Here is a 17,112-nt window from a genome sequence, read left to right as displayed (position 1 = left end):
TGAGTAAAGCCGAGAGTATTAATCTATCTCGGCTTTAGTATTTTTCCAAATTTTTGAATCGTCGATATTCTAAGGGGGATAATCCAAGCTGTTTTTTAAATACAGCTGCAAATTTTCCTTGATTAGAATAGCCGACCTGTTCGGATATTTCGGCAATCGGACGCTTTGTGTCCGAAAGAAGCCTTGCGGCTTCGGTCATACGGATTTCTCGCAGCCAAGTGGATATATTCTGTCCATATACGCCTCTAAAATAGTTTTTCAGACTGGTTTCACTGACCGAAAAGCGTTCTGCAATCTGCCGTATAGGAATGTGCTGGCGAAGATTATCAGAGAGAATTTGCGCTGCCCTTTTTGCAATTTCAACCTGCGTTTCCGTGTAGAAGCCGCAGGTTTTCGGAGGCCGGATTTCCATGTTAAAAAGCCGGTGGAGAAGTTCAAGCGTATAGATTTGCAAATGGAAGGCAGAGGGCTTTTCAGATAGCCTCCAGAGTTTTTGAAATATATTTTCCATCTCACTGTCCGCTCCGTTGATATATGTCTTATGGTTGCCACAATAATTTTCTTCCAGCGTAGAGAGGTCAAGTGAAAAAGATTTCAAAAGTTCACCGCAGGACTGTAAAAGAAGTGGCAGGTCAAAGTATATTTTTATGCCCTGATATTGCCGTGTGGGAAAGATATATTCTTTCTGTGCGGTCTGCTTACTGACACAAAAATCATTTTCCTTCAGGTAAATGTAGGAGCCGTCATCCAGAAGCAATTCACTTCTGCCCGAAACGCAATAGTTAATCAGCAAAGGCTTTAGATTTGAATTTTCATCCGACTCCGGCCATACGGGAGCGTTTACAAAAATAAAAGCCAAAGTCAGCCCCGGAAAGAGCGTATGGAATGTCATGCGTCCCTTGCCATCCGCCCGATCCAAAAGCAATGTGCTGCTATTTGGACTGTTTTTCAAGGTCACACCAGAAACAGCATCGCTGTTTTCTAAAATGTTGTATATCATGTTACGCAACTGCTTTGCCCCTTTCATCACGCAAAATCGCTGATATTATTATACCTGCGAGAAAACTCCCGGTCAATGGATATTCTGGCAGAGCGAAAAAACTCCTTGCTATACGGGCTTAAAATACCGATATATGCATAGAAGCACAGCTGAATGTATGCTATCATTAGGGTTAGTTAGCAAGAACTAATAAAGATGAAAGTAATCATGTTAGGAGGTTTCGCAATGAACAACAAATTGCAAGGAAAGGACTTAATCAACATCGGTATTTTTACGGCAATTTACTTTATCGTCATTTTCGCAGCGGCGTCTATCGGTTTTATCCCGATCTTTATTCCGCTTATCAGCGTGATCGTGCCGCTTGTCGGCGGTATTCCGATGATGTTGTTCTTCTCCCAAATTAAGAAATTCGGTATGCTTACCATCTGCGGAGTGCTGCTGGGTATCATTATGCTGCTGACCGGCATGGGCTGGTGGTGCATCCCTACCGGGGTGATCTTCGGGCTGATTTCCGATTTTATGATGAAAGCCTGTGACTACAAAAATGCCAAGCGCGAAGTGTTGATTCACGGCGTTTTTTCCATGTGGGTAATCGGCGCCTTTATTCCCATCGTTGTGACGCGTGACGCTTACTACCAGAACCTGCTCCCCGGCTACGGTCAGGAATATGCCGACACGCTCATGGCTTATATGCCCGACTGGATTTTGCCGGTACTGCTTATTGCTGCTTTCGTCAGTGGTCTTGTCGGCGGCCTGATTGGACGGAAGATTTTCAAAAAGCACTTTGAGCGGGCGGGAATTGTGTAATGAGCCGCGAACTTCTTACAAGTCAAAAAAACAATAGTGGAATTTTATTAGACCCCCGGACAAAACTGGCGGTACTGATTACCATAGCTGTCTTTATTTTAGGCGGTTCGTATGAAGGTATCATGCAGTATTACATCATCGTGTTGGCGGCGATCCCGCTGTTACTTTTGTCAGCGGCCAGAAAATGGAAAGGCGCTGTTCTCTATATCCTGATTTTGGGAGGCAGTCTGTGCCTGGAAATGTTCGGTCTGTCACGACTGACCGGCGTAGCAAACTACATTGCAGTAGCCATTGTTGGCATTCTGCTGAGGTTCACCCCCAGCGTGGTCATGGGATATTTCGTGGTAACGACAACCACGGTCAGCGAATTTGTTGCGGCGATGGAACGGCTCCACCTGCCACAGCAGATCACCATTCCTATGTCTGTGATGTTTCGCTTCTTTCCCACGGTTGCGGAAGAATGGAGCGCTATTGGGGACGCCATGTGGATGCGCGGCGTCCGCTTTGGTGGTGGAAAAGTCGGTGCGATTTTAGAGTATCGGATTGTCCCCATGATGATCTGCTCCGTCAAAATCGGAGAGGAACTGTCCCAGGCAGCCCTTACGCGGGGATTGGGAGGCCCGGTAAAACGGACGAATATCTGTAAGCTGGGTTTTCATGTGCAGGATGTTATTTTCCTGCTGATCTGTCTGGGAGCATTTGCAGCGCAAATCTATGTGCTTGCCGCAAGGGGGTGAAGGAAATGATTGAATGTCAAGATGTGTCCTTTTCTTATCCTGCCAGTACCCTTCCCGACAGTGAGAGGCAGGCCGGTGGCGCTTTGAAACATATTTCCTGCACTATTGAGGAAGGTTCTTTTGTCCTGCTCTGCGGGACTTCCGGCTGTGGGAAAACAACCATGACCCGGTTGTTTAACGGCTTGATCCCCCATTATCATGAGGGGACTTATACCGGCTCCGTCTATCTGGATGGAAAGGATACCCGTGACCTGTCACTGTTTGATATTTCTCTGAAAGTCGGTTCTGTATTTCAAAATCCGCGTTCTCAGTTTTTCAATGTGGACACGACCAGCGAACTGGCTTTCGGTCCAGAGAATCACGGCATAGCGGAAGATCTTGTGCGTGACCGTGTAAAGCGTGTAGCTGCACAGCTAAAGTTGGAGCCGCTGCTTGATAGAAGTATTTTTTCTTTGTCCGGCGGTGAAAAGCAAAAAATCGCCTGCGGATCGGCAGCGGCGATTGACCCGGATATTTATGTGCTGGATGAGCCATCATCCAACCTTGACGCATACGCTATCGCTGATTTTCGACAGCTACTCTTTACTTTGAAATCGCAGGGAAAGACCATCATCATCTCTGAACATCGGCTGTATTATCTGTCCGGCCTCTTTGACCGTGTCCTGTACCTGAAAGATGGAGAAATCGAAGGTGATTATACAGCAGAGGAATTTTGCGGCCTGTCGGCAAGACAGCGCGATGATATGGGATTGCGCCCTCTTGACCTTGCGGGGCTTTCAGAAGTTGAAGGCCCGCCGCAGAGAACGAATGAGGCGGTTTGGACGATAAAGAATGTATCTTTCGCCTATAAGCATGAGCCGGAAACCTTGCATATAACGGAAACCTCTTTCCCATCCGGCAGCGCCACGGCCATCATCGGACATAATGGTGCTGGAAAATCCACATTTGCCCGGTGTCTATGCGGGTTGGAAAAGCACTTTAAGGGAACGGTGCAGGATCAAAGCAAGAACTATTCCAGAAAAGAACGATTGAAACTCTGCTATATGGTCATGCAGGATGTAAACCACCAGCTCTTTACCGAAAGTGTTCTGGATGAAATTCTGCTCAGTATGAGAACCGAGGATAAACAGAAGGCAAGAGAAATCTTGCAGGAGATGGACTTGCTTTCCTTTGAGGACTGCCACCCGATGGGGCTGTCCGGCGGCCAAAAGCAGCGTGTGGCGGTTGCCTCTGCGATTGCTTCGGGGCGGCCTCTGATTTTATTCGATGAACCGACCAGCGGTCTTGACCTGTTTCACATGAGGCAGGTTGCCAATGTTGTTAATCAAGTGGCAAATGCCGGAAGAACCGCACTTGTGGTAACACATGACCCGGAATTTATTCTACGCTGCTGCAATTATGTCCTTCACTTAGAAAACGGGCAAATTCAGGAAAGTTATTCTATAGAGGATAGCGATGGCCGAGAACGCCTGCTAAAGTTTTTCCTGAGTGATATGAAGAAGGAGGTGTCCACAGAATGAAGGAGAAAAAGAAAGAGTCGCCCATAGGCGTCTTATGGGGATGGGGCAAACTTTATCATGGAAAATTCATCGGCAGTATTATCCTTGCAGTATTAGGCGTGGCCTGCCAGATGGTGCCCTATTTCTGCGTGGCGCATATTGTCACAATGATGTTGTCTGGGGAACAGAATTTTTCCCGCTATGTGACCGCTGGCATTATTGCATTGTGCGGCTACTTCGGGAAAGTGCTGTTTTCCAGTCTTTCTACAACGATTTCCCACACGGCCGCGATCTGCGAGAGAATATCACCGCAAAGCTGGCCCGCGTCCCGATGGGGACGATTTTAGATACTCCGTCCGGCCAGTACAAAACGACGATTGTTGACCGGGTTGAAGGCATGGAATCGACCTTCGCACACCTGATCCCGGAAATGACCGCAAATGTGCTGGTGCCGCTTGTAATCGCCGTGTACCTGTTCTTTTTGGACTGGCGCATGGCACTCCTGTCCCTTGTTACGTTGGTGGTGGGCCTTGCTGTCATGTCCGCCGGTATGAAGAATTATCCCGTCAAATGGGAGGGCGCGGTTAAAGCGGGAAAGCAGATGGCAAACGCCATTGTAGAGTACATCGGCGGGATTGAGGTGGTAAAGGCGTTCAGCCAATCCGCCGGTTCCTACAAAAAATATTCTGACGCGGTGAATTATAACGCCAACTACTATGTGGACTGGATGCGGGAAAACCAGAAAACCATGAGCGCCTACAACGCCATCCTGCCCTCAGTGCTGATTTGCGTGCTGCCCTGCGGTTTTGCATTCTGGCTCTCCGGCAGTCTGGAGCTTTCCACCTTCCTATCCATTGTGATTTTCTCGCTGGGGCTGATTGGGCCGATTATTGAGGCCTTTACCTTTACGGACGATTTGGCTGTACTGGGGACAAATGTGGAAGAAATCAGCCAGCTTCTGAACGCCGAAGAACTGAACCATAAAGAAACGCCGATCAAGCTGGAAGATACCGGCATTTCTCTTAGGTCTGTGTCGTTTTCCTATGACGGGACAACAGAGGTTTTGCATGATGTGAATCTCGCCATCCACCCCGGAACCATGACCGCCCTTGTAGGGCCGTCCGGCTCCGGCAAGTCTACGGTGGCGAAGCTGATTGCCGGGTATTGGGATGTTACATCCGGCAGCATTACCCTCGGCGGCCATGAGCTGAAGGATATGCCGCTGTCTGAAATTGCAGACCAGATTTCCTATGTATCTCAGGACAACTACCTGTTTAACCGCAGTATCCGGGAGAATATCCGCATGGGAAGACCCAGTGCCACGGACGAAGAGGTGGAGCAGGCAGCCAAACAAAGCGGCTGCGACGCCTTTATCCGCAAGCTGGATAATGGCTATGATACGGTTGTCGGCAGCGCCGGTTCCCATCTTTCCGGCGGTGAACGCCAGCGGATTGCCATCGCCCGCGCCATGCTGAAGGACGCACCTATCATCATTTTGGACGAGGCAACAAGCAGCGTTGACCCGGAGAATGAGGATGAATTGCAGCGGGCTATCGAGGCATTGACCCATGACAAGACCATCATCATGATTGCCCACCGTCTGAAAACCGTCCGCAACGCCGATCAGATCCTTGTACTGGACAACACTCATATCGTCCAGCGCGGCACTCATGCGGAGCTGATCCAGCAAAAGGGCCTGTATGCCGATTTTGTATCGGCCAGACAGGAGGCCATCGGCTGGAAGCTGGTTCAGTAAAGGAGAACTTACCTATAATAATATAGAAGGTCTTTTTATGATTTTCTACTTATTATTTTGCGTTTCACGTACAGAAAACGTATGTAATAAGTAGAAAAGAAAAAAGGAGAGATTCTATATGATAAAACGAATCAGAATTGCAATCGACCATGGGAACAGAAATATCAAAACGGTTCATACAGTATTTACGACTGGAATCAGCGAAAGTGATATTAGCCCAGGCAGGGGAATTGATTATTTGGAGTATAACGGAAAATTTTATGTGCCGAGTAACCAGAGAATTCCATATCAGAGAGATAAGACTGCCGATCAAAGATTTTTCTTATTGACACTTTTAGGAATAGCAAAGGAACTGGAATTAAACCCAAATATCGAAAAAGGTGATTTAATCCAAGTTCAAATGCCAATAGGACTGCCACCGAAGCATTTTGCGGAACTCTATGATAAATATGAGACGTTTTTCCGGGGAACTGGAGAAATGCTTCAATTTAATTATAAGAAAAAAGAATATCATGTAATTATCACAGATGTTATGGCATTTCCCCAGGATTATGCGGCGATTATGCTGCAGCACCGGGAGATACGTTCTTACCCTAAAGTAGTAGGTGTGGACATTGGTGGATTTACAACAGATTATCTGATGTTCCGTTCCGGAATTGAGGATATGGAGATCTGCGACTCTATGGAAACGGGAATCATTAGTCTTTACAACCGGATTACAGCTCGGATGCGTGCGGATTATGATGTGTTGCTGGAAGAAGCGGATATTGACAGTATTATACAAGGGAAAAAAGGATTCTATGAGGAGAAAGTAGTTCGCGCAGTACTGCAAGAAGCGAATCAATGTGGTTTATGATTAGGTTTACGAAAAAGAAGAAAATAATAATATCATGATCCGGATTATGAGTAATATATTGGGATCCCGTAACAGCGAGAGCAGAGAACACATCCTGCATATTAAAACAGCAACGGAGATGATGCTAGACAACTGGTAAAAGTAACAGAGGCTTATCCTTTGACAGAGGCAGATATTGCTTTGATTACAACTGCTTCTTCCCTTCATGATATTGGTAAGATTCGTATTCCGGAAGAAATATTGAATAAACCAGGCAGACTTACCGATGAAGAATTTAAGATTATGAAACCCCATAGTGAGCTTGGCGCAGCTATAATTAAGGACATGGATTTTCCACAAGATCATCCACTGGTACATACCGCATGGGAAATCTGCAGGTGGCATCATGAAAGATGGGATGGAAAGGGTTATCCGGATGGATTGAAAGGTGAAGAAATACCAATCTCCGCACAGGTGGTATCGATTGTTGATGTTTATGATGCACTTACAAGTGAAAGATGCTATAAGAAAGCTTTTGATCATGATACAGCGATTCAAATGATCCTGGACGGACAATGTGGACAATTTAATCCCATCCTTCTTAAGTGTCTGAAAGAACTGAGTATTCAGCTTTCAAAAATGCTTAATAAAGAGATGGACGATAATAAATATTCTCATGAAATACAGAGACTTTCGAATGAAATATTCAATGATAAATCCCTGCCGAATCAAAACTATTCACAGAGTGTTGTCAAGGTCATGCAGGAAAAGATAGATTTCTTCAAATCAAACAGTGGATTGGGTTCGATTGATTACAATACGATTTCAGGTCAGTTAACTATACTAAACGGAACACATAAGATATTATGTCAGAGAAAGAATCCGGAATTTGATCTGTTTAAAGAATTTGGAGTAATTGAAGAAGATGTTCAATATATTCGTGTTTTGTTGCGTCAGACATCTGTGCAAAATAAAGAAATTTCTGTGCAGATAAAAGCAATAGTGGAAAATGACAGTCAGATGTACAAACTGAAATTACATACGCTGTGGTCGCCTATGAAGAAAGATGTATAAAAGATATGGGTGCATCTGTGCTCACAAGATTAAAGAAACAGGCGAAAGAAACAGGAATCAACTATCAGACTTGTCTACAGCTTTTTGCACAGGAAGAGTACCAAGTAAATGAAAAGCAGGAGAATAGTATTCGATTAAAAGAATGACAGGTGGCAGAGTCATTGAAGCAAATACAGATTTTTATAGATACCCTATCTGCCACCTGCCGTCTTCCGGTATATGAAATTACAAAAACAGATTGCGAAACGCTTGCAACTTGCAATCAAACAAGATATAATGAAGAAAAAAGAGGGAGGCGATATCTATGGCAAGAACAGCAAATGTATTTGCACGTGTTGAGCCTGAAGTGAAAGAACAGGCAGAGCAGGTGCTGGATCGACTTGGAATTCCAATGTCCAATGCAGTAGGAATGTTTCTGAGACAGATTGTACTCCAGAGAGGAATTCCTTTTGAGATGAAACTTCCAGCTTATGAGGAGCCTGTTGCATATGGCTCTCTGACAAAGGAACAGTTCAATGCAGAAATAGAAAAAGGCATGGAAGATATTAAGGCTGGCAGAGTGTATTCAGCAGATGAAGTTGAAGCAGAAATGAAACAGGAATTTGGTATATGAAATATAAAGTGATGTATACAGCAGGAGCAAAGAAAGATCTGCGAAATATTTTCAGATATATTTCAGAGGAACTGTTAGCTTCGGAGAATGCTGCAGGACAGACAGAGCGGATTATGACGGCAATTCGGAAGCTGGATACTATGCGAACAGAAATCGGCTCTATGAGGAAGAATCGTGGCACAGCAGAGGACTTTGATTCTTTCCAGTGGGGAATTATCTGGTATTTTACAAAACAGATGATGAAACTGAAATAGTATATGTAGTGCGAATTATGTATGGTGGACGTGATGTTCATAAACAGTTAAGTCAAACAGAAGATGTTTCAGTAAATTAAAACAGAATATGGAACAAAAACACGAGCAGTTAGTCTATGAAAAATAGGTTAGAACTAAAGCTTTTAGGTCGACAGTACCGCCATTATATGCGGATGCGAGTGGAAAGTGTGTTGGAACTGATTCATCTTTTGGACTATACGATGCCAGGGATTAAAACGCTACTGAAAGGGTGGAATGAAACAAATGGGAAAGATAAGCTGGGGGATTTTGTGGAAGAATATTGACATTATGACAATATTACAAAGAAATCGGAGGAACAGTTTATAGAAAAGGAATCTGCAAAAACAGATTCCTTAAACCAGGGGAAATCCCTGTCGAAGAATGGAACACCAGTTACTTTTTTGATAGAGAAAACGGACTACAATAACGGTCTGCTTTTCTTCATCAATAGTATAAAAGGCAAGGTAATTATTGATGATTACAAAACGAATTTCCCAACTGGCTAAAACAGGATCATCGACAAGACGGAACTTTTGAGGAAAATCTGATAATGTTCCTATCTGCTTTGTGACAGCATCTAACAGATTGTCAGCAGCTTGTGGATTTTTTAGGGTAAATTCGATGTAATCCACAGCACGCATAATATCATGCTCTGCGGTGGATGTGATATGAAGCTGATAACTCATCGTGTGCGGCGACTCCTGATATCTGCCATAGCTTCAGAGAAAGGTCGGGTGTTGCCTGATGCAATATCGTCCATTCCGTCCTTGATTTGGCTGTAAAGCTCAAATCGGCTGGCAAGATTTTCGTAGGCTTCAATGCTCATAACTGCAAGGTCTCCTTTTCCATTCTTCGTAATGAAAACTGGTTCTGGATAATTATGACAAAATGTAGAAATTTCATTGTAATTATTCCTTAAATCAGCACTTGATTTGATTATCGGCATAAAAGCACCTCCTTATCTGATAACAAAATTATACATAAATTTTGTTATGAAGTCAATGGGTTTGCTATAAGTGTTGGCAGAATTAAACCTTAATATGTCAATGAGATTGATCTTTCTTTAAAGAAAGTAAGTATCAAGTTTAGAAAATTTAAAATCAATACAGATTGAGCAGACAACTGAATAACTGAGCTTTGTACCGAGCCACGGAACCGATATGAGTTACCAAATAGCCGGGCATTGAGAATGATGGGATAACCAGATCCCGCATATTCTTGATGTTCGGCTATTTTTTTGTTGCTCCGAAATGGAGAAACAGATGAAAAAGCAGTGGCAGGCGTACATCGCCAGATCCCCGTTCCTTATTACAGTAGGTAGAGGAATAAAATTTTTTCATAATTTTTTAAAATCATGTCTGCTTTTATCTCTCCCAATATTCGAACTATCTTTGATAGAGAGCCTACAGATATCTTTGATGTCTGTACGAGGGTATGGGGAATCAGAATCCTCAACAAGAGACTTACCCGGAGGTATGCCGTAGCCATAAAATGTCGATACGGTAATACCTGGGTGGATCTTGCTCTAATCTACGAACCCTCTTACATATACAAAAGATGGAGGAGGAAAATACAGGGTGTGAGAGAAAAGAATTTTAGAAAAATCAAAATAACTCAAAAACTTGACTCTTAACATTGCAAAAGTTAAAACGAAAGAAAATGAGTTAAAAGGAGAACGAGAAATATGTTCACAAGCGTATTCGGGATTTCTATAAAATATGAAACATGGAATCATCAGGATTCTTTGCCTGTTTATATTGCAGGGAGTTATGATTTTCATACAGCATATATTGGAAACAGACAGCTTCGAGGAGTCCGGCCGTTTTTAAGCAACAAATATGACATCACAAAGCACAAACGGTACAAAGAGCTTGCCGATTTCAACAAGAATAATGCGTTTGATGTCGAAAAATATCTGGCACACCGACTGGTGATGTCGGAAGATACAGAATTTGTATTGTACTTGCCTCAATTGTAATCCAAGATTCCATACCCACTATCTTAGATAAGTGCATCGAAATAAGTGAAATATCAATACAATTGTATTGAATTAGCAATGAAATAGCATTATAATGAAGAAAAAAGGGAAATTACCGAAATGCGGATGATGTGATTTCAGATATGAGAGGAAAATATGGATTGCCTGATACCATTTAAGGCGAAAGCGTGGCTGGATTTAAAAGAACGCAAGTTGAATGGAGAGCAGGTTGACAGCAAAAATATAAAGAAAATGCCGTTAGCAAATATATGCGGACATGGAGATGTCCAAGTGCCAACAAGAGATGTGGTCATAAAATGTTGCAAAAAAGCAGGATTAAAAGTAGAAAAATTTGAAATTCGTAAAGGTATGCGAATGCATTGTGTTGTGAGAAAATCTATGGGAAAGGCGATAGGAAATGAAAGATAAGTATCTTAGGGAAACACGAATGGTTGATTTTTCTAATCCGGCAATTCAAAAACTTATTCAAAATATGAAATGGAAGGAAATGGGTGAATTTGAAAGGATTAAGGCAATCTACAACTATGTAAGAGATGATGTTTTATTTGGATATAATATTGATGACGGAATTTCAGCTTCAAAAGTACTTGCAGATGGTTATGGACAATGTAATACAAAAGGAACTTTATTTATGGCACTTTTACGTGCCTGCAATATTCCATGCAGAGTACATGGTTTTACGATTGATAAAAGATTGCAGAAAGGGGCCATGACCGGGTTTGTTTACCGTAATGCTCCAAAAAGTATTTTCCATAGCTGGGTAGAAATTAATTTCGAAAATCAGTGGTACGAACTGGAAGCTTTCATTTTGGATAAAACCTACATAAAGAAGTTACAGGAACAAAATTCGGAATGTACAGGTGCATTTTGCGGTTATGGAGTAGCAGTCAAGGATTTCAGAAATCTCATTATTGAGTTTGATAGGAACAATACTTATATTCAGAGCGAGGGAATCAATCAGGATTTTGGTGTTTATGATTGTCCAGATGAACTGTTGAAGGAACATCATCAAGAAATTTCAGCCTTTAAAGCATTTGCTTATAGACATATTGGAAGACACCTCATGAATCGTAATGTCAGGAAGATTAGAGAACGATAGTTTTAAGCTTTTAGAATGAAAATTAAATTTGGAGGGTAATATGGCAGACAAAATACAAAATGCTTATGAAACATCAAAAAATATATATGACGATGTTCTTACGCAAAGAAATATTTTCAGCAAACTGTATATTAAGTTATTTTGGAGTGGCACTGATGATAATGATATAGCACGAAAAGTTTTATCATATGTTCCTGATGACTTTTCAGGAAAGCTTCTTGATGTTCCGGTTGGAACTGCTGTATTTACGGAAAACAAATGGATTTCTCTGAAAATGTAGAGCAACTTTTTATAAGTGATTGAGACAAAAGGAAAACAACAGATAATAAGAATAGATAAGTGGGATGAATGATGAGAGTGTGTAGTGATTTACTGCATGCTTTTTTCTCTTTACAAAAGGTTTATAATAAAAAAGAAGGAACCCCTGACCGGTGGCGGGCTGGACGGTTTTCTGGAAGCCGCTGAACAGGCCAACGCCATTCCCCAGCCGCAGGCGTGGAACGGGATCGACGGCCTTTTGAATGGAAAGCCGTTCATGCCGGAGGCGTCCCCGGCTGACCGGGCCGCCGCCCTAATTGAGCTGGCAGAGAAAAACGCCCCGCGTTTGGGCAGCTAGGAACGGCAGTTGATTGTGGCCTATGCCGAGGCCGTGGGCGATACCGACAAGATGATCGGGCTTATCAACCGCCTGTGTGAACAGGGCTATGAGCTGAAAAAGGGCCAGATGGATTCCTTTGTGAAAAGCGAGATCGAAAGTGAGATTGCCGTTGCCAACGCCCAGCGGCAGATCGCGCAGAATCCGGCAGCGGAGCCGGTTGTCACGATCCTTTGGAGTGAAAGCCCCCATTTGAAAGACGACCAGCAAATGCCGCTGCATGAAGCCGAGGCCGTTTTCAAGGAGCTGGACAGCGCCAGACGCCATGACCGGGAGCAGCCGGGCTATACGGGCCATTGGTACGACAAGACCAAGTTCCGCATTGATTTTACCATGCAGGGCCAGCCGGACAGCTACGAGGGGCGGCAGGACTTTGGCGACGGGGACGGTTCCCTGATCCAGCATATCCGGGGCTATCACGAATACTACGCACAGGATGAAAGCTGGAAAAACCATGTGCTGCACCATGAGGGGCCGGAGGCATGGGAGGCGGACAAGGCCCAGCGGGATATGCTGCTGCATGAGTTCATCCCGTATATGGAGCTGCATTGCAATCTGGCCGCTATGGAGCAGGAGGCCCGGCGTCCCCTGCGATCCGGGGAAACCCTGACGCCGGAACAGACCGCTTATTTCAACGCGGTTTTGGACTATGTAAAGGAGTGCCGCCCGCTTCTCAATCAGGGCCAGTACAACTTGCCGGAGCCGCCGCAGCTTGCCGACTTCGACCAGAGCTTGCAGGACTACAAAAAACAGATTGAGGCAGAGCTAGAACAGGAGGCCGCCGCTGCCGGGCTGACAGTGGAGGAATATGTTGCCTCTGATTATGAAGCACCAGCGCAGCCCAACTTTTCCATCTACCAAGTACCGCCCGGCCCGGAGGGGCGCGACTTCCGCTACCGTTCCTATGAGGAATTGCAGGCGGACGGGCTTTCGGTGGACAGGAAGAATTACCAGCTTATCTACACTGCGCCGCTGGATGAGATTTACCGCCGCTTCAACATGGAACATCCCGCCGATTACAAGGGACATTCCCTCTCAATGGGGGATATTGTGGTATTTCGGCAGGATGGGAAACAGACCGCCTACTATGTGGACGAGGGGGCCGATTACCGGCAGGTGCCGGAGTTCTTCGCCCAGCCGGAAAAGCAGCTCACACCGGACGAGTGCATGACCGGCGAACAAATCCAGACGCCACGGGGCCGTTTCTATCTGACCGACAGGAGCCGGGAACAGATGGAGGCCGCCGGGTATGGATTCCACCACCAGTCGGAGGACGGCAGGTATCTGATTATGGCAAACGGCACAAGGGCCTTTGCCATCCTCGCCCAGCCAGAAAGTCATATCAAGACGGCGGAAATGTCCACCGAGCAGAATTACAACATGATCGACGGCATGATGAACAACGCCCCGTCTATGGAGGAACTGGAAGCGAGGGAAAAAGCCGGGGAGCAGATTTCCCTTTTGGATGTGGCCGAGGCAGCCAAGGCGGAGGCCAAAAAGCCCAAGCAGACCCGAAAGACAACGCAGAAACAAAAGAAAACATCCATCCGGGCGCAGCTTGCCGCCGCCAAGGAGGAACAGAAAAAGAGGCCCCCGGCGCGGGAAAAATCAAAAGAAATGGAGGTATGAGGAATGTATTTCACCGTGGAAGAAGAAAACCTGATCTGTCTGTACCACAATGCCGACCGCCGAAGGACGGCGGCAAATCTCCGGGCAGCTTTGCCGAACATGGACAAGGAAATGGCGGCGCTGCGCTGGCTGCCAGACCGCCGATAAGCTGGACGCCATGAGCGACGCCGACTTTGCGGCGCAGCGGTTCCACTTCACAGACGAATAAGCAAAACGCCGGGCGCGGGGGCTGTCAAAGCCTCTGCTCCTGGCGCTTCTTTTTTTGCAACAAAACACAAATCAAAACCAGTTTGCCTTTTCATTTCTAAACTGGGGCATATCACTATGCTCATAGGGATTATAATGATTCAGATTGCACCCAAATTCTTTTAATGACTTAATTTTGTTCTCGTCTGTCCACTCAATCAAAGAGATTCCGTCAAATTCTTCTATGCTCCCATTGTCCATTTCATTTTTGAAATACCACTCAACGATTGTCTGATTTTCCTTGTGGAAGAATTGTTTAATTTCCCAAGCAACGACTTTGCCACGGGTATTCCATTCCTGAAACCAGTGCTTCACAGTTTTTCGATTGCAATATTGGGGACTCCAACTTTCTGTATATAGAACATCCTCTGTAAAAATTTCATCTATTCCAAAATCCTGTTGCTCCAACCACATATCAAACCAACGCCGGATAATCTTTTCTCTTTCATTCATGGATAATCCCCCGATCTCGTTTATTAACTCAAATTATAGCACTGCACAAAATCAGTGTCCATGCCAAAATTCAGCCGGGACAAAGACCTAAAAAGCTGTCTTTGTCCCGGCGCTTCTTTTTTGTCCATTTTCCCGCATTTAGAACCCCGTTTTGAGGGGAACAGGATAACTTTATCCACCTGTCTGCCGACCATGCGGAAAAACCCTTGATTTCCGTGGACTTTTACCGCCCTAAATGCATAGACAGGATAGATTTGAAAGTGTGCCTTATGTCCTTTTTTGTAACTACTGTTGATGTAGTCGGATAAAATTGCAGTAATTACTCATGTGAAATGCCCCTTTGTTTTATACACTATACCTATACGCTGGATCACCAGATGAAAGGAGCAAAAAATATGTCTGCAATTCAAAATGCGATTGAAGTGAGGAACTTAACAAAGGTTTTTAGTGGCAGAGTTTTGTTTGAGAATTTTAGCCTGAATGTAAAAGCAAATACTATTCATGCGATTATTGGCCCGAACGGTTCTGGAAAGACCACACTGCTGCGCTTGATTACAGGGGTATACCAGCCAAATGCAGGGACAATCAACATTGCAGGGAAATATGCAATGCAGCTTGAAAATGACTATCTGTATGACGAAAAGACTGGCCTTGAAAATTTGAAAATTTTTGGAAAATACTTTGGATTTGAAATAAATGATCGTTCAGACGGCTATTGTACGCAATTAGGATTGACCGAGCATTTAGGAAAGCGTGTTAGCACTTATTCTAAAGGAATGAAAAGAAAACTGTCCCTTTTGATTGTGATTATGATGGGACGGGATATTCTGCTCATGGATGAACCAACATCGGGTGTAGACCCCATATCCAGAGTAGAAATCCGTAGTTTGATAGAGGCTCTAAAAGCTGACGGAAAAACGGTTCTTATCACTTCACATGACCTTAGCGAGATTGAAAAGTGCGCTGATGATGTATCTATGATTAAAAATGGCAGATTGCTGTTTGATAAGGGTATTCAAGAAATGCAAGGACAATCATTGGAAGAAATCTTTATTAAGGAGGGCAATCGGCATGAGTAACATGGGAAAAGGCGCAGGCTACTATCTTACCAGAAGTAAAAGCCTCCTAATTGATACTGCGATTGTTGCCATTCTGGCGATTTTTATGAGCTTTGCAATGCAGATGGACGCCTTGCAGTCTAAGGGAGAAGATTATTTAGTCCTAATGCTCTATGCGGTTATTTTTGGTCTTACCTCCCTGCAATCCGGTGCTATGATTGTAGATTTGACAGCAAAGGATAAGTTAAGCCGGAGAATTGAATTTTTTGCAGCTTCTGGAATTGCGGTAAAAGAGATTATAAAACAGTATTCGATACAGATTTTCCGCTTTTCTGGTATTATCCCGTTCTTTGTTTTTATGAGTTGCTATTACTTTACCGACTGGACAATGAGCTTTGGGCGGATCGTATGCGTTTATCTTAGTATTCTTGTACTTAGTTTTTGTGAGATTGTCGCTTTGAATATCATTGTACTGGATGTGAAACGAGTAAAACTGTTCAAAAATGTTCTATTCTTTGGTAATTTTGCACTGGTTTATTTGATTGCGATGTCGACAGAACGAATTACAGAGTTTGTGAATCAACATCATATAGGAATTGACTATTTGATTATTGTGGTTGATGTTGCACTTTGCATGATGTTTGCACTATTAAGTTTCTTTAAGGCTCGGCACATGAGCAACGAAGCAGTTATCAGGAGGGATGGCGAATGGGTTTGATAACCTTAAACCTTAAAAGGGTATTGAACTGGAATTTTATATTTATGAGTGCGGTAGCAGCTATCTTTGGCATGATCTCTCTGATGAACTTTGGGGATATTTCAGAGAACATTGTATTTGGCGTTGATATAAAGTATTTTATGCTTGATGGATACCTGTGCTTATTTATCTTTTTTGCCGGAGAAATAAGCAAGGATATGTTGCAGCAAGAAAAAACCACAAAGAGAATAGAATGGAAACTTGCTAATGGTATTAAAATCTCAAGTATTGTTAAGGAGAATCTGCTATCACTATGGATTGGAACGCTGATCCTTTTGTTTCCTCTACTTTTGATGATTTCCATTCGCCTGCCAAACCTTATCTTGTTATTAGGCACCTATTTTCTGATCCTTAGCATATTGTATTCGGCATTTATAAATGTTTTGATTCTCTGGATTAGAAATATGAACTGGTTTAAGAGTATTCCTATCTTTGCAACACTGCTTCATATTTTGCTGGTTGTCTTAAAATGTGGGATATTTATGAAAACGAATAATGTGTGGGTGTTGCTACTATTTTCTCCAGTGAGTATAATAGTTTTGACTGCGTGTGGTTTATGTCTGATGACTAAAGAACGGATCGTATCATCATATTACTAACATAATGAATTTTAGCTGAAA

Annotated in this window: 18 protein-coding genes and 6 pseudogenes; 20 read left to right on the top strand and 4 right to left on the bottom strand. The window is 43.7% G+C overall.

Translation table 11 applies throughout. The features are described 5' to 3' along the window. Nucleotides 1-34: 34 nt before the first annotated feature. Nucleotides 35-1,000, bottom strand: coding sequence for a helix-turn-helix domain-containing protein (locus C7E02_RS15510; RefSeq protein WP_105310063.1), 966 nt, complete (start codon nt 998-1,000; stop codon nt 35-37). Between the two features lie 225 nt (nt 1,001-1,225). Here C7E02_RS15510 and C7E02_RS15505 point away from each other — a divergent pair, with 225 nt between their 5' ends. The 11 genes and pseudogenes from C7E02_RS15505 to C7E02_RS15465 form a co-directional block, all read left to right on the top strand. Next, entirely contained in the window at nt 1,226-1,807 is a 582-nt protein-coding gene (locus C7E02_RS15505) for an MptD family putative ECF transporter S component (protein WP_105310062.1), read from the top strand. Beyond that, the gene (locus C7E02_RS15500; protein ID WP_105310061.1) at nt 1,807-2,544 is read left to right on the top strand and encodes an energy-coupling factor transporter transmembrane component T; all 738 of its coding nucleotides are present in this window, start codon (nt 1,807-1,809) and stop codon (nt 2,542-2,544) included. The genes C7E02_RS15505 and C7E02_RS15500 overlap by 1 nt, the downstream gene beginning before the upstream one ends. Before the next feature lie 5 nt (nt 2,545-2,549). Beyond that, nucleotides 2,550-4,064 carry an ABC transporter ATP-binding protein gene (locus tag C7E02_RS15495; protein WP_105310060.1) on the top strand — a complete coding sequence of 505 codons (1,515 nt, stop codon included), beginning with the start codon at nt 2,550-2,552 and terminating at the stop codon, nt 4,062-4,064. Beyond that, nucleotides 4,061-4,390 carry a hypothetical protein gene (locus C7E02_RS20725; protein ID WP_330406839.1) on the top strand — a complete coding sequence of 110 codons (330 nt, stop codon included), beginning with the start codon at nt 4,061-4,063 and terminating at the stop codon, nt 4,388-4,390. The genes C7E02_RS15495 and C7E02_RS20725 overlap by 4 nt, the downstream gene beginning before the upstream one ends. Further along, on the top strand, nt 4,375-5,799 hold the full coding sequence (locus C7E02_RS15490) for an ABC transporter ATP-binding protein (RefSeq protein WP_330406838.1): 1,425 nt from the start codon (nt 4,375-4,377) through the stop codon (nt 5,797-5,799). Before C7E02_RS20725 ends, C7E02_RS15490 begins: the two co-directional genes overlap by 16 nt. 118 nt (nt 5,800-5,917) lie before the next feature. After that, nucleotides 5,918-6,655 (top strand): ParM/StbA family protein, encoded by a 738-nt coding sequence (locus C7E02_RS15485; protein WP_105310059.1) that lies wholly within the window; start codon nt 5,918-5,920, stop codon nt 6,653-6,655. Further along, a pseudogene (locus tag C7E02_RS15480) lies at nt 6,630-7,708 on the top strand (HD-GYP domain-containing protein); the annotation flags it as partial. The gene C7E02_RS15485 and the pseudogene C7E02_RS15480, both read left to right, overlap by 26 nt. Before the next feature lie 5 nt (nt 7,709-7,713). Then, the gene (locus C7E02_RS19260) at nt 7,714-7,854 is read left to right on the top strand and encodes a hypothetical protein (RefSeq protein WP_158683064.1); all 141 of its coding nucleotides are present in this window, start codon (nt 7,714-7,716) and stop codon (nt 7,852-7,854) included. A 158-nt stretch (nt 7,855-8,012) separates the two neighbouring features. After that, nucleotides 8,013-8,321 (top strand): type II toxin-antitoxin system RelB/DinJ family antitoxin, encoded by a 309-nt coding sequence (locus C7E02_RS15475; RefSeq protein WP_005339370.1) that lies wholly within the window; start codon nt 8,013-8,015, stop codon nt 8,319-8,321. Then, nucleotides 8,318-8,655, top strand: a pseudogene (locus C7E02_RS15470) (type II toxin-antitoxin system RelE/ParE family toxin). Before C7E02_RS15475 ends, C7E02_RS15470 begins: the two are co-directional and overlap by 4 nt. Nucleotides 8,656-8,706: 51 nt before the next feature. Continuing rightward, nucleotides 8,707-8,877 (top strand): annotated as a pseudogene (locus C7E02_RS15465) (IS110 family transposase); the annotation flags it as partial. Between the two features lie 72 nt (nt 8,878-8,949). Here the strand turns inward: C7E02_RS15465 and C7E02_RS15460 are convergent. Together C7E02_RS15460 and C7E02_RS15455 are read right to left on the bottom strand one after the other, a co-directional pair. After that, a complete protein-coding gene (locus tag C7E02_RS15460; RefSeq protein WP_105310058.1) occupies nt 8,950-9,282 on the bottom strand; it encodes a type II toxin-antitoxin system RelE/ParE family toxin in 333 nt (110 codons plus the stop codon). Beyond that, nucleotides 9,279-9,542, bottom strand: coding sequence for a type II toxin-antitoxin system prevent-host-death family antitoxin (locus C7E02_RS15455; protein ID WP_029731090.1), 264 nt, complete (start codon nt 9,540-9,542; stop codon nt 9,279-9,281). The genes C7E02_RS15460 and C7E02_RS15455 overlap by 4 nt, the downstream gene beginning before the upstream one ends. A 738-nt stretch (nt 9,543-10,280) precedes the next feature. Here C7E02_RS15455 and C7E02_RS19925 point away from each other — a divergent pair. The 6 genes and pseudogenes from C7E02_RS19925 (at nt 10,281) to C7E02_RS15420 (ending at nt 14,186) form a co-directional block, all read left to right on the top strand. Further along, complete coding sequence (locus C7E02_RS19925) at nt 10,281-10,574, top strand: hypothetical protein (protein WP_242978933.1); 294 nt, start codon at nt 10,281-10,283, stop codon at nt 10,572-10,574. A gap of 240 nt (nt 10,575-10,814) precedes the next feature. After that, nucleotides 10,815-11,003, top strand: a pseudogene (locus C7E02_RS15440) (class I SAM-dependent methyltransferase); the annotation flags it as partial. Then, a complete protein-coding gene (locus tag C7E02_RS15435; protein ID WP_015527132.1) occupies nt 10,993-11,694 on the top strand; it encodes a transglutaminase-like domain-containing protein in 702 nt (233 codons plus the stop codon). The pseudogene C7E02_RS15440 and the gene C7E02_RS15435, both read left to right, overlap by 11 nt. A gap of 40 nt (nt 11,695-11,734) precedes the next feature. Then, on the top strand, nt 11,735-11,974 hold the full coding sequence (locus C7E02_RS15430; protein WP_203226977.1) for a hypothetical protein: 240 nt from the start codon (nt 11,735-11,737) through the stop codon (nt 11,972-11,974). A gap of 138 nt (nt 11,975-12,112) precedes the next feature. Beyond that, nucleotides 12,113-13,978, top strand: a pseudogene (locus C7E02_RS15425) (LPD25 domain-containing protein); the annotation flags it as partial. Nucleotides 13,979-13,981: 3 nt separating this feature from the next. Then, nucleotides 13,982-14,186, top strand: a pseudogene (locus C7E02_RS15420) (transposon-transfer assisting family protein). A gap of 71 nt (nt 14,187-14,257) precedes the next feature. Here C7E02_RS15420 and C7E02_RS15415 read toward each other — a convergent pair. Further along, on the bottom strand, nt 14,258-14,677 hold the full coding sequence (locus C7E02_RS15415) for a nuclear transport factor 2 family protein (protein ID WP_105310056.1): 420 nt from the start codon (nt 14,675-14,677) through the stop codon (nt 14,258-14,260). A 395-nt stretch (nt 14,678-15,072) separates the two neighbouring features. Between C7E02_RS15415 and C7E02_RS15410 the strand changes: the two genes are divergently transcribed. From C7E02_RS15410 to C7E02_RS15400, 3 genes are read left to right on the top strand one after another with little or no spacing between them, the layout of a single operon-like run. Next, on the top strand, nt 15,073-15,756 hold the full coding sequence (locus C7E02_RS15410) for an ABC transporter ATP-binding protein (RefSeq protein ID WP_203226976.1): 684 nt from the start codon (nt 15,073-15,075) through the stop codon (nt 15,754-15,756). Beyond that, nucleotides 15,749-16,453 carry a hypothetical protein gene (locus tag C7E02_RS15405; protein WP_105310054.1) on the top strand — a complete coding sequence of 235 codons (705 nt, stop codon included), beginning with the start codon at nt 15,749-15,751 and terminating at the stop codon, nt 16,451-16,453. Before C7E02_RS15410 ends, C7E02_RS15405 begins: the two co-directional genes overlap by 8 nt. Next, nucleotides 16,444-17,091: a hypothetical protein gene (locus C7E02_RS15400; RefSeq protein WP_105310053.1), complete on the top strand. Its 648-nt coding sequence runs from the start codon at nt 16,444-16,446 to the stop codon at nt 17,089-17,091. Before C7E02_RS15405 ends, C7E02_RS15400 begins: the two co-directional genes overlap by 10 nt. Nucleotides 17,092-17,112: the final 21 nt, after the last annotated feature.

The sequence above is a fragment of the Dorea sp. Marseille-P4042 genome (genome assembly GCF_900290215.1).
GTDB lineage: Bacteria > Bacillota > Clostridia > Lachnospirales > Lachnospiraceae > Dorea > Dorea formicigenerans.
This window is presented reverse-complemented; position numbering and strand designations above follow the sequence as displayed.